Here is a 12,861-nt window from a genome sequence, read left to right as displayed (position 1 = left end):
GGCGACACGGCCCCGCCCGTGCGCGGTTCGGCCGTTCCGACGACCCGCCCGGGCCGGCCCCGGGAGAGCGACGGGGGCATGGAGCCCCAGCCGCAGGCATAAAACGCCAGTCCTTGTGGAATTCAGGAACGCCCGCTTCACCAGCGGGCGTTCTTTTTTGTTTACCTCAAAGTAGTAATACTACACATGAGCCAGGGGTAAGGTCTGTAACAATCGCTTATCACTTGTGATGCGCGGATCGGCCTCCATGCCTTGACCGAAGTGGGGGAGATTGCTTTGAAAAAACAAAAGCGCGGATCGGCGCAACGGAATGCGGAGACAAAGCACGTGCGGAAATACTTCGGAACCGACGGCATTCGAGGTCGCGCCAACGGCATCATCACGCCGGACCTCGCCCTCAGGGTCGGGCAGGCCGCCGGCCTCATGTTCCAGCAGCGGGGCGATTACCGGCACCGGGTCGTGATCGGCAAGGACACGCGGCTGTCCGGCTACATGATCGAGTCGGCCCTCCAGGCGGGCTTCACCTCGGTGGGCATGGACGTGCTCCTGCTCGGGCCGATCCCGACTCCGGCGGTGGCCATGCTGACCCGCTCCATGCGCTGCGACCTTGGCGTCATGATCTCGGCCTCGCACAACCCCTACGAGGACAACGGCATCAAGCTGTTCGGCCCGGACGGGTTCAAGCTCAACGACGACATGGAGCGCGAAATCGAGGCCCTGATCGATTCCGACCTGACCCGCCGCCTGTCCGGCTCCGCCGCGCTCGGTCGCGCCAAGCGCATCGAGAGCGTCCAGGCCCGCTACATCGAATTCGCCAAGCGCACCCTGCCGCGGCAGGTCGATCTGGAGGGCATGCGGGTCGTGGTCGATTGCGCCAACGGCGCCGGCTACAAGGTGGCCCCGGAGGCCCTGTGGGAACTGGGCGCCGAGGTGATGTCCATCGGCGTGGATCCCAACGGCTTCAACATCAACCACGATGTGGGCTCCACGGCCCCCGATGCTCTGATCCAGAAGGTCCGGGAGCTGCGCGCCGATGTGGGCATCGCCCTCGACGGCGATGCGGACCGCGTCCTGATCGTCGACGAGAAGGGCCACAAGGTCGACGGCGACCAGCTCATGGCCGTGGTCGCCCGCTCGTGGAAGGAGGACGGCCGCCTGTCCCAGCCCGGCATCGTCGCGACGATCATGTCGAATCTCGGCCTGGAGCGCTTCTTGAGCGGCATGGGCCTCGGCCTCGTGCGCACGGCGGTCGGCGACCGCTACGTGCTCGAGCACATGCGCGCCCACGGGTTCAATCTCGGCGGCGAGCAGTCCGGCCACATCATCATGTCCGACTACACCACCACGGGCGACGGCCTCGTGGCGGCGCTCCAGCTTCTGGCAGTGGTCAAGAGCATGGGCAAGACCGTCTCGGAGGTCTGCCACTGCTTCGAGCCACTGCCGCAGGTGCTCAAGAACGTGCGCTACAAATCCGGCAAGCCCCTGCAGGACGCCTCGGTGATCAAGGCCATCGAGTCCGGCCGCGAGACCCTGGGCCAGGCCGGCCGCCTGGTGATCCGCCCCTCCGGCACCGAGCCGGTCATCCGCGTGATGGGCGAGGGCGACAACGAGGATCTGGTCAACCGCGTGGTGGACGACGTGGTGGACGCCGTGACCCGTGCCGCCTCCCAGGTGGCGGCATAGTCAATCACCTCTTGCATCCGGTCATTCAAAAGCCCCGGCGATCATCTCGCCGGGGCTTTTTCAGTTCAGCGCGTCTCCCTCTCCCGCCCGGGAGAGGGGAGCCCGCCTTCTTCAGGTCTCCCGATCACTCCGCCGGATGGGCCGGAGGCTGCGGAGCGGTGTGGCGCGGCAGATCCTCGCCATGGGGACGCTGGCCGGTCTGCGCCCGCAGCTTGTCGAGCATCTCGCCCACATAGGTGGCGGGCTTGGTGTAGCCGCCGATGAGCAGGTAGATCGCCGGCACCACCAGCACCGTGAGCAGGGTGGACATGGTCACGCCGCCGACGATCACCGTGCCGATGGCGTTGCGCGCCTCGGCGCCGGCGCCGGTCGACCAGGCGAGCGGGATCGCGCCGCCGATCATCGCAATCGACGTCATCAGGATCGGCCGCAGGCGCAGCACGGAGGCCTCGATCACCGCATCCCGCACGGACATGCCGCGCTCGCGCAGCTGGTTGGCGAACTCGACGATCAGGATGCCGTTCTTCGTCATCAGGCCGATCAGCAGGATCATGCCGATCTGGCTGTAGATGTTGAGGGACTGCCCGGTGATCGTGAGCGCCGCCAGGCCGCCGGTGACGGCGAGCGGCACGGTGAGCATGATGATGAACGGGTTGATCCAGCTCTCGAACTGCGCCGCCAGCACCAGGAACACCACGAGCAGCGCCATGCCGAAGGTGATGTAGATGGCGTTGGACGAGTCGCGGAAGTCCTGCGACTGGCCGCGATAGCCGATCCGCGCATCCGCAGGCAGCTCCGTACGCACGATCTGCTCCAGGGTCTGGAGCGCATCGCCGATCGACACGTCGGGCCGCAATCCCGCATCGATGGTGATTGCGCGCATGCGGTTGAAGCGGTTGAGCGTCTGGGGAGCGGCCGCCTCCGTCAGCGACACGAAGGACGAGAGCGGAACGAGCTCGCCGTTGGTCGCGCGCACGAAGGTGTTGGCGAGATCGTTCGGCGTCGCCCGGTCCTCCGCGCGGCCGCGCATGATGACGGAGTACTCCTCGCCGCGGCTGACGAAGGTGGAGACCTCGCGCTCGCCGAACATCAGCTCGAGCGTGCGGCCGATATCCTCCACCGAGACGCCGAGATCCGCGGCGCGCTGCCGGTCGATCTGAACGCGAATGCCGGGCTGGGACTCCCGGTAGTCGGAATCCATGTTCACGAACAGGCCCGTTTCCTGCGCCTTCTGCATCACGGTATCGCGCCAGTCGCGCAGGGTGTCGTAATCGGGGCCGCCGAGCACGAACTGGATCGGCTTCGAAGGGCCGCGCTGGCCGAGGGAGCCGGGACTGATCGGCGACACGCGGGCGCCGGGCAGGTTCGCGACCTTGCGGTTGATCTCCTGCACCAGTTCCTGCTGCTTCATCGTCCGCTGATCCCACGGCACCAGGCGAACGATGATCATGCCCGCATTCACCGGCGACGGCCGTGCGAAGCCCGGCGCGACCTGGCTCGTGATGGACGAGACCACGCCCTGCTCCTTGTAGGGCAGCAGAATGTTCTCGACTTCCCTGACCCGGTCGCGGGTGTAGTCGAGGCTGGAGCCTTCCGGCGCTTCGATCCGGACGATGATCGCGCCGCGATCCTCCGTCGGGGCGAAGTTCTTCGGCAGGCCCTGGAAGAGGCCATAGGCCGAGAGCGAGATGGCAAAGCCGACGGCCAGGATCACCAGAGGAGCTTTCAGCACGCCGGTCAGGATGCGGCGATAGACGTTGTTCATGCCCGTGAAGAAGGGCTCGGTCATCCGCTGGATCGGGCCGTGGGCCGGCACCATCAGCTTGGAGCACATCATCGGCGTGAGGGTTCGCGCGACGACGCCGGAGAAGAAGATGGCGGCCGCGAGCGTGATGCCGAACTCGCGGAAGAGCTTGCCCGTGTTGCCGGTCATGAAGGCGAGCGGCACGAACACGGCCATCAGCGTCGCCGTGGTGGCGATCACCGCGAAGCCGATCTCGCGGGCGCCGTCGAAGGAGGCGAGCAGCGGCGGCTGTCCCTCCTCGATGCGGCGATGCACGTTCTCGATCTCCACGATGGCGTCGTCCACCACGATGCCGATGGCGAGCACGACGGCGAGCAGCGTGAGCACGTTGATGGTGGCGTTGAAATAGGCCATCACCATGCAGGCGGCGATGATCGAGACCGGGATCGCCACGATGGCCACGATGGTCGACCGCCAGTCGCGCAGAAAGACCAGGATGACGAGGATCACGAGGCCGACGCCTTCAAGGAGCGTGGTCAGCACACCCTTGATCGAGGAGCTGATGAACAGGCTCTCGTCGTACGAGACCTCCGCGGTGGTGCCCGGCGGCAGGGAGGATTTCAGCTCTTCGAGTTCCTCGCGCACGCCCTCGGCCACCGACAGGGTGTTGGCTGTGGACTGGCGCACGATGCCGAGGCCCGTGGCAACCTTGCCGGCCTCGTAGAACTCGAACCGGTTGTCCTCGGGGCCCACCTCGACCCTGGCGACCTCGTTGAGGCGCACGAGATAGCCGCTCTTGTTGGAGACGATGAGCTGCTCGAAATCCTGCGGCGAGGACAGGCGTGAATCCGTCTTGACGGTGAACTCGCGCTGCGCGGATTCGATGCGTCCGCCCGGCAACTCCACGTTCTGGCGCCTGATGGCGCTCTCCACGTCCTGCACGGTAAGGCCGCGGGCGGCGAGCGCCGGGCGGTCGATCCAGATGCGCATCGCATAACGCCGCTCGCCGGCGAGATAGACGTTGGCGACGCCTGGCACGGTGGAGAGCCGGTCCACATAGACGCGCTTCAGGAAATCGCTGAGTTCGAGCGCATCGTAGGTGGAGGACGTCACGCTGATCCACATGATCGCGGAGGCGTTGTCGTCCACCTTGCGGATCACGGGCTGGTCCACCCCGTCCGGCAGACGCCCGACCACCCGGAACACCGCATCGCGCACGTCGGAGGTGGCGCCCTCGGGATCGCGCGACACGTCGAACTCGATCACCACCGAGGAGCGCTCGTTCTGGCTCTGGGAGCGGATCTGGTCGATGCCCTCGATGCCAGCGACCGCGCCTTCGATGACTTCCGTGATCCGGCTTTCGATGACCTCGTTCGAGGCGCCGCGATAGACCGTCGAGACGGACACCACGGGGCGGTCGACGCTCGGATATTCCCGCACCGGCAGCTGGATGAGCGCGGCAAGGCCGCCGACGATGAGCAGCAGGCTGACCACGATGGCGAAGACGGGGCGGCGGATGAAGAGGTCGGAAACCTGCATGACGGTGAGCTCTGTACCAGTCCGTTAAACAAAAAATCTCCCGCCGAGCGGGAGAGATAATCAGTTTCGTTCGGCAGCCTGTGCGCTGCCGATGGCTTGAGGCAGGTTCAGCGAGGAGCGCGAGGGCTGCTCGCGATTGGCCGCAGGCGCCGGGGCGGCAGGCGCCGTGGAGCCGAGGGGCCGGGCAATCACTTCGGCGCCCGGGCGCACACGCTGGACGCCCAGCACCACGATGGTCTCGCCGGCCTTGATGCCCTCCAGAACCTCGACCTTCCCGCCCTGGCGCTGGCCGATGGTGATGACGCGGCGCTCCACCTTGTTGTCCTTCACCGCATACACGATATGGCGCAGGCCTTCGCTGACGATGGCCTCCTCCGGAACCACCACCGCATCGTTCTGCGCGGAGACCTCCAGGGCCACAGACAAGAACATGCCGGGCTTGAGCGCCTCGTCCGGGTTGTCGAAATCGGCGCTCAGGCGGACGGTGCGGGTCGCCGGATCGACGCGAGGGTCGATGGTGGAAACGGTGCCCTTGAAGACCCGGTCCCGGTAGGCTGCGGCTTTGGCATTCACCGTCTGGCCCGGCTCAAGACGGCCCAGGAGGTTTTCCGGCACGGCGAAATCGAGGCGCACCTTCGACAGGTCGTCGAGCGACGTGATGCGGGTGCCGGGGGCCACATAGGCCCCGAGAGAGACGGAGCGGGTGCCGACGCGACCGGCGAAGGGTGCACGGATCGTCAGTTCGTCCAGCCGCGCCTCGGCGGCCTTGCGCTGCGCCTGGGCCGAGGCTATGGAGCCTTCGAGCGACTTCATCTGGGCGGTGAGGTCCTCGACCTGGGCCTCGGTGCCCGAACCGGTGCGGCGCAGGGCCTGGGCGCGCTCGAGCTTGATGGCGACCTCGTTCCGAAGGGCGGCGGCGCGGTTCGCTTCGGCTGCGGCCTGCTCGATGGCGGCGCGGCGCTCGGCGGCGTCGAACTGGACCAGCATGTCGCCGGCCTTGACCTTCTGGCCTTCCTCGAAGCCGATCTCGCCGATGATGCCCGCCACCTTGGCGGTGACCATGATCGATTCATAGGCACGGACGGTGCCCACCGCCTCGCGGGTTTCCACGATGCGTCCGGTCTTGACCGTGTCCACCTCGACAGTCGCCGGACCGGTGGGGCCACCCCGGCCTCTCGGAGCACCGGCCTGCTGGCCGGACGGCTGGCCCACATAGGCGCCGATCACCGGCATATTGGCCAGATGGCCGCCCTTGTAGGCATACCAGCCGCCAAAGCCTGCCGCCCCCAGCATGGCGATGACAGCGAGTTGACCGGACACACGCATGCTTGCTCCTTGGACATCAGTCTTTATCGTTTGGAATGCTGGAACTTGTCCTAGCACAATATATGCCGATTAAGCCGAACGGATCCTTCTGAACACGATGTTTTGTATTACGATTTCGTAATCTGATGTCCTGCCGCAGGGGCAGATCGGACTGCATTTGCCTTGACCGTCTGTCCGGCCTCCGTCATACCGGTCGGCGGGACACCTCTCCCCACCGAGAGGCGCCCATCTGTAAGGATGGATCACATGACAAACCTGCCCGCCGTGCGTCCGCGCGCGCCCTTCTTTTCGTCCGGTCCCTGCGCGAAGCGCCCCGGATGGTCTCTCCAGAACCTCAAGACCGACAGCCTCGGCCGCTCGCACCGCGCGAAGCTCGGCAAGGCGCGCCTGAAGCTCGCCATCGACCTCACCCGCGAGGTGCTGGACGTGCCGGCCGATTACCGCATCGGCATCGTGCCCGCCTCCGACACCGGCGCCGTTGAGATGGTGCTGTGGTCGATGCTGGGCGCCCGTCCGGTCGACATGCTGGCCTGGGAAAGCTTCGGCGAGGGCTGGGTCACGGACGTGGTCAAGCAGCTCAAGCTCTCCGACGCCCGCGTCATCAACGCGCCCTACGGCGAGCTGCCCGACCTCAGCCAGGTCGATACGAAACATCGCGACGTGGTCTTCACCTGGAACGGCACCACCTCGGGCGTGCGCGTGCCGAACGCCGATTGGATCGCGGCCGACCGCGAGGGCCTCACCATCTGCGACGCCACCTCGGCGGCCTTCGCGCAGAAGCTCGATTTTTCCAAGCTCGACGTGGTCACCTTCTCCTGGCAGAAGGTTTTAGGCGGCGAGGCTGCGCACGGCATGCTGATCCTGTCTCCCCGCGCGGTGGAGCGCCTCGAGAGCTACAAGCCCGCCTGGCCGCTGCCGAAGATCTTCCGCATGACCAAGGGCGGCAAGCTCATCGAGGGCATCTTCGAGGGTGAGACCATCAACACCCCGTCCATGCTGGCGGTCGAGGACTACATCGACGCCCTCGAATGGGCGAAGTCCATCGGCGGGTTGGAAAAGCTCGTCGCCAAGGCCGATTCCAACGCGAAGGTCATCACCGACTGGGTGGCCCGCACGCCGTGGATCGCCAACCTCGCCAAGGACCCGGACACCGCCTCCAACACCAGCGTGTGCCTCGTGATCGCCGATGCCGACGTGGTGGCGCAAGGCCCCGAGGCCGTGGCGCAGGTCGCCAAGGGCATCGTGTCCGCCCTCGACAAGGAAGGCGTGGCCTTCGACATCGGCGCCTATCGCGACGCGCCTCCGGGCCTTCGCATCTGGTGCGGCGCCACGGTCGAGCAATCCGATCTCGAAGCCCTGACGCCCTGGCTCGACTGGGCCTTCGCGCAGGAAAAGGCGAAGCTCGCGAAAGCGGCGTAGCGCCCAAACCCTCCCCGACACAAGTCGGGTGTTCCCGACTTGCGCATTAAGGATGCGGATCTCGGGAACACCCGAGATCCGAGGGGGAGGGTCGACGCCCGCAAGGGCGGCGGGGTGGGGTGGCAACACCACTCTTTGCCGACTGCCCTCGGACAAAACGCACAGACAATCAAACTGACAGCGCCGTTCACCCCACCCCGGCTCTTCGAGCCGACCCTCCCCCCTCAAGGGGAGGGTGAAGGGGCGGCCAATCTGAGGTGCACCATGCCCGCTCCCCGCGTACTCATTTCCGACGCTCTCTCTCCCGCCGCCGTGCAGATCTTCAAGGATCGCGGCATCGAGGTCGATTTCCAGCCCGATCTCGGCAAGGACAAGGACAAGCTCGCTGCCATCATCGGCGAGTATGACGGCCTTGCCATCCGGTCCGCCACCAAGGTCACGGCCAAGATCCTCGAGCAGGCCAAGAACCTGAAGGTCATCGGCCGCGCCGGCATCGGCGTCGACAATGTCGAGATCCCCGCCGCCACGGCGAAGGGCATCATCGTGATGAACACGCCCTTCGGCAATTCCATCACCACCGCCGAGCATGCCATCGCCATGATGTTCGCGCTCGCGCGCCAGATCCCGCAGGCGGATGCGTCCACGCAGGCCGGCAAGTGGGAGAAGAACCGCTTCATGGGCGTCGAGCTCACGGGCAAGGTGCTGGGTGTGATCGGCTGCGGCAATATCGGGTCCATCGTGGCCGACCGCGCCATCGGCCTGCGCATGAAGGTGATCGCCTACGATCCGTTCCTGTCGCCCGAACGCGCCGTCGAACTCGGCGTCGAGAAGGTGGAGCTCGACGACCTGCTGCGCCGCGCCGACATCATCACGCTCCACGTGCCGATGACCGAGAAGACGAAGAACGTGCTCTCGGCCGAGAACATCGCCAAGACCAAGCGGGGCGTGCGCATCGTCAACTGCGCCCGCGGAGGACTCGTGGATGAAGTCGCGCTCCGCGCGGCCCTCGATTCCGGTCACGTGGCGGGCGCGGCCTTCGACGTGTTCGTGGAGGAGCCCGCGACCTCCAACCCGCTCTTCGGTCATCCCAACGTGGTCTGCACGCCGCATTTGGGCGCCGCCACCACGGAGGCGCAGGAGAACGTGGCCCTGCAGGTGGCCGAGCAGATGTCGGACTACCTGCTGCAGGGCGCGATCCAGAACGCTGTGAACTTCCCCTCGATCACCGCCGAGGAAGCGCCGCGCCTCAAGCCCTTCGTGGCTTTGGCAGAAAAGCTCGGCTCCTTCCTCGGCCAGCTCACGGAAGCGCCGATCAAGGGCATCCGCATCGAGTACGAGGGCAACGTCGCCGAGATGAACACCCGCGCGCTCACGTCTGCTGCCGTGACCGGCGTGCTGCGCCCCTTCCTGCAGGACATCAACATGGTGTCGGCGCCGCTGGTGGCGCGCGATCGCGGCATCATGGTGGAAGAGGTCAAGCGCGAGAACGCGGCGCGCGACTACGAGAGCTTCATCCGCATCGTGGTGGATGCGGAGGACATGCCGCGCCATGCGGGCGGCACCGTATTCCAGGACGGCAAGCCGCGCGTGGTCGACATCCGCGACATCGCGGTTGATGCCGAGTTCGCCCCGCACATGATCTATGTGCGCAACGACGACAAGCCCGGCTTCATCGGCCGCTTCGGCACCCTGCTCGGCGAGTCCGGCGTGAACGTCGCGACCTTCGCGCTCGGCCGCGACAAGCCCGGCGGCGACGCCATCTGCTTCGTGTCGGTGGACGAGCCGGTCTCCGACGAGTTGCTGCGCCGGATCGAGGAGATCCCGCAGGTCAAGCGCGCCCGCGCCGTTCGCTTCTGAGGTATAATGCTATGGCCCATGTTCCGTCGCAGCGCTTCGTCCTGACGCTCGCCTGCCCGAACCGTCCCGGTATCGTAGCCGCCGTGGCGGGACACCTGTCGGATGCGGGCCTCAACATCCTCGACGCGCAGCAATACGACGACACGCAGACCGACCGGTTCTTCATGCGTGTCGTCTTCGATCCCGTGGCCGGTGAGGCGGACCTCGACGCCCTCAAGAGCGGCTTCGCGCCGCTTGGCGAGCGCCTCAGCATGACATGGACCCTGCGCGATCAGGCCGAGAAGCGCCGCGTCATGCTGCTGGTCTCGAAATTCGACCATTGCCTCGCGGATCTTCTCTATCGCTGGCGCATCGGCGAGCTCGGTTTCGAGCCCGCCGGCATCATCGCCAACCATCCGGCCGAAACCTATGCCCATGTAGGCCTCGGCACCATCCCGTTTCACTACCTGCCCGTCACGAAGGACACGAAGCTGGAGCAGGAGGCACAGGTCTGGGAGATCATTCGCGGCGCGAAGGCCGATCTCGTCGTGCTCGCGCGTTACATGCAGGTTCTGTCGGACGGGCTCGCCGCCAAGCTATCCGGACGATGCATCAACATCCACCATTCGTTCCTGCCCAGCTTCAAGGGCGCCAAGCCCTATCACCAGGCTCATATCCGCGGCGTGAAGCTGATCGGCGCCACCGCGCATTACGTGACCTCCGATCTCGACGAGGGCCCGATCATCGCGCAGGACGTGGAATCGATCACCCATCGCGACACGGCGGAAGACCTCGTGCGCAAGGGCCGCGACATCGAACGCCGCGTGCTGGCGCGCGCCGTGCGCTATCATCTGGAAGACCGCATCCTGCTCAACGGGCGCAAGACGGTGGTGTTTGCGGATTAGCATTCACAGCCGTCATGGCCGGGCTCGTCCCGACCATCCACGTCTTCAACGGTGGCAAAGACGTGGATGCCCGCAACAAGTGCGGGCATGACGAGAGAGTGTCATCTCCGGCGCACGTAGTGCGGGAAGGGGATCCACGATCACGCGCGGCGCCATGGATTTCCTTCCCCTCCGCTGACGCGTCCTTCCGGGAATGACAAGCAGCGGGCTACCGCCGCCGCTCCGCGAGCCAGATGCCGCCGAGCACCAGCACGAGGCCGAGCGCGTGGTAGAGCGCGAAGGGCTCGCCCAGCAGCACCACGGCGAGCAGGGCGCCGAAGACCGGCACGAGATTGACGAAGAGGCCGGCCCTGGCCGGGCCGATCAGCTCCACGCCGCGCATGAAGAAGATCTGCGAGAGCAGCGACGGCAGCAGGCCCACATAGAGCAAGATCAGCCAGCCCCTTGCGGTCGGGAATTGCAGGTTGCCCTGAGCGGCCTCGATCCCGAGCAGAGGCACCGAGGTCGCGAAGGCCACCACCGCCAGCGCCGCGAAGAAGATGAGGCCGGGAATGGCCGGGCGGTGGCGCAGGCCGAGCGTGTAGCCCGCATAGAACACGCAGGCGATCAGCATCCAGGCGTCGCCGATGTTGAGCGCGAGCGTCCGGAGGATCTCGAAATCGGCCTTCACCGACACCAGCACCACGCCGAGGATCGTGACGATCACGCCGAGGATCTGCAGCGGGATCACCCGGGCCTTGAACAACAGCACCGTGCCGATCAGCACGAGAACCGGGATCGCGCCCTGGAGGATCGTGAGGTTCACGGCGGTGGTGTAATGGGCGGCCGCATAGAACAGGGCGTTGAAGCCGGTGAACCCGAAGGCTCCCATGAGGAGCGTGAAGACCCAGCGCTCCCGGATCTTCGGCCATTCCGCCACCACCTGGCGGCCGACCAGCGGCAGCAGCACGCTCACCACGATAACCCAGCGAAGGCAGGTGAGCATCATGGGCGACACCTCGCCCACGGCGAGCCGCCCGGCAATGGCATTGCCGCCCCACATCAGCGCGGTGAGGGTAAGGAGCACATAGGCCTGCCCCCATAGCCCCTTCCAAAGCGCGTGCAGGATATTCATCGGAGGCCAGACCTTATTGCACTTGTCGCCGCGCGCCGTTCGGCTAAACCGGCACAACGATAAGCAGGTGACAGGCATGGCCTTACGGTTTCTGGTGGTTGAGGGCAATACGCGGGGCGCAAGGCAGGTCCACAAGGAAGCCTATGGACTCACGCTCTCCGAGTCCTATGCGGAGGTGATCCAGGGGATTGCCCAGGACGCCGTCTGCGACATTGCTTTCCCGACGGATGAGGGCGCGAACCTGCCGGATGCGGCGGGGCTCGAATCCTATGACGGCATCGTGCTCACCGGCTCCCATCTCAACATCTACGACCGCACCCCCGACATCCTGAGCCAGATCGACCTGATGCGGGCTACTTTCGCCTCCCGCACCCCGTCCTTCGGCTCCTGCTGGGGGCTGCAGGTGGCAACGGTCGCGGCGGACGGCGACGTGCGCCAGAACCCTCTCGGCCGCGAGGTCGGCATCGCCCGCAGGCTGACGCGGACGCAGGCCGGTCACGGACATCCGCTGCTCGACGGCCGCCCCGCCGCTTACGACGCGCCCGCCATCCATCTCGACATGGTGACGGCCGTGCCGGAGGATTGCACAATTCTCGCCAGCAATGCGGTGTCGCCCGTGCAGGCCGCTGAGATCCGTCGCGACGGCGGCACGTTCTGGGGCGTGCAGTATCATCCGGAGTTCTCTCTCGGCGAACTCGCGGCCATCCTCAGCCGGCGCACCGACATCCTCGTGCGGGAGGGTTTCTGCCGCACGCCCGAGGAGGCGCTCGCCTATGCGGAGGATCTGGCGGCCCTGGACAAGGATCCCGCCCGGTTCGACCTCGCCTGGCGCCACGGCATTGACGCGGAGGTTCTCGAACCGCACCGCCGCACCCGCGAGATCCGCAACTTCATCGAGCACCGGGTCAGGACCGAAAAGAGCGCCCGCGGGCGGGCGTGAGCGGGGCCTGATCGGCCGGCGCTCCTCCGGCACGGACGGGGTTGTCATCCCGGACGCAGCGCAGCGGCGATCCGGGATCGTGGGCAGGATAAGACGCGGGTCTTCCCTCCCTCATATGCGAACGAAGGTGGGGGGTGCGACCTGGCGGGGCCTGGAACCAGCATGGCGTCCCTCCTCTCCCGTGTGGGAGAGGGGATCCATGGCGCAGAGGGTGTGAGTGGATTCCCGTCCCCTCCGCTGACGCTCCGGCCGGGAATGACACCGGAGCGTCAGGAGCAATGTTCTCATTTTGTTCTTGACAGCTGCCTTAAGCTCGGCTATATCGTTGTGCATTCCCGCCCTTCGAGGGGCGCGC

The 12,861-nt window shown here is 66.3% G+C and carries 8 protein-coding genes; 5 read left to right on the top strand and 3 right to left on the bottom strand.

From position 1 onward, the window contains the following. The first annotated feature begins 327 nt into the window (after positions 1-327). Positions 328-1,683: a phosphoglucosamine mutase gene (gene glmM, locus JAO75_RS24515; protein WP_199051826.1), complete on the top strand. Its 1,356-nt coding sequence runs from the start codon at positions 328-330 to the stop codon at positions 1,681-1,683. A 124-nt stretch (positions 1,684-1,807) separates the two neighbouring features. On the opposite strand, the gene JAO75_RS24510 is transcribed toward glmM, so the two are convergent. Together JAO75_RS24510 and JAO75_RS24505 are read right to left on the bottom strand one after the other, a co-directional pair. Continuing rightward, positions 1,808-4,966: an efflux RND transporter permease subunit gene (locus JAO75_RS24510; protein WP_199051825.1), complete on the bottom strand. Its 3,159-nt coding sequence runs from the start codon at positions 4,964-4,966 to the stop codon at positions 1,808-1,810. Between the two features lie 60 nt (positions 4,967-5,026). Then, positions 5,027-6,292, bottom strand: a complete 1,266-nt coding sequence (locus JAO75_RS24505; RefSeq protein WP_199051824.1) for an efflux RND transporter periplasmic adaptor subunit — start codon at positions 6,290-6,292, stop codon at positions 5,027-5,029. A 246-nt stretch (positions 6,293-6,538) separates the two neighbouring features. On the opposite strand from JAO75_RS24505, the gene JAO75_RS24500 reads away from it, so the two are divergent. The 3 genes from JAO75_RS24500 to purU all read left to right on the top strand — a co-directional run bounded on the left by JAO75_RS24500 (position 6,539) and on the right by purU (position 10,452). Beyond that, positions 6,539-7,711 (top strand): phosphoserine transaminase, encoded by a 1,173-nt coding sequence (locus tag JAO75_RS24500; RefSeq protein WP_199051823.1) that lies wholly within the window; start codon positions 6,539-6,541, stop codon positions 7,709-7,711. 264 nt (positions 7,712-7,975) lie between these two features. Next, the gene (serA, locus tag JAO75_RS24495; RefSeq protein ID WP_199051822.1) at positions 7,976-9,568 is read left to right on the top strand and encodes a phosphoglycerate dehydrogenase; all 1,593 of its coding nucleotides are present in this window, start codon (positions 7,976-7,978) and stop codon (positions 9,566-9,568) included. Between the two features lie 11 nt (positions 9,569-9,579). After that, complete coding sequence (gene purU, locus JAO75_RS24490; RefSeq protein WP_199051821.1) at positions 9,580-10,452, top strand: formyltetrahydrofolate deformylase; 873 nt, start codon at positions 9,580-9,582, stop codon at positions 10,450-10,452. Positions 10,453-10,660: 208 nt separating this feature from the next. Here purU and JAO75_RS24485 read toward each other — a convergent pair whose 3' ends face one another. Further along, entirely contained in the window at positions 10,661-11,566 is a 906-nt protein-coding gene (locus JAO75_RS24485) for a DMT family transporter (RefSeq protein WP_199051820.1), read from the bottom strand. A gap of 76 nt (positions 11,567-11,642) precedes the next feature. On the opposite strand from JAO75_RS24485, the gene JAO75_RS24480 reads away from it, so the two are divergent. Beyond that, positions 11,643-12,506, top strand: coding sequence for a type 1 glutamine amidotransferase (locus JAO75_RS24480; protein WP_199051819.1), 864 nt, complete (start codon positions 11,643-11,645; stop codon positions 12,504-12,506). The last annotated feature ends 355 nt before the right edge of the window (positions 12,507-12,861 follow it).

The sequence above is a fragment of the Microvirga splendida genome (assembly GCF_016427565.1).
In the GTDB taxonomy this organism is placed as follows: domain Bacteria; phylum Pseudomonadota; class Alphaproteobacteria; order Rhizobiales; family Beijerinckiaceae; genus Microvirga; species Microvirga splendida.
This window is presented reverse-complemented; position numbering and strand designations above follow the sequence as displayed.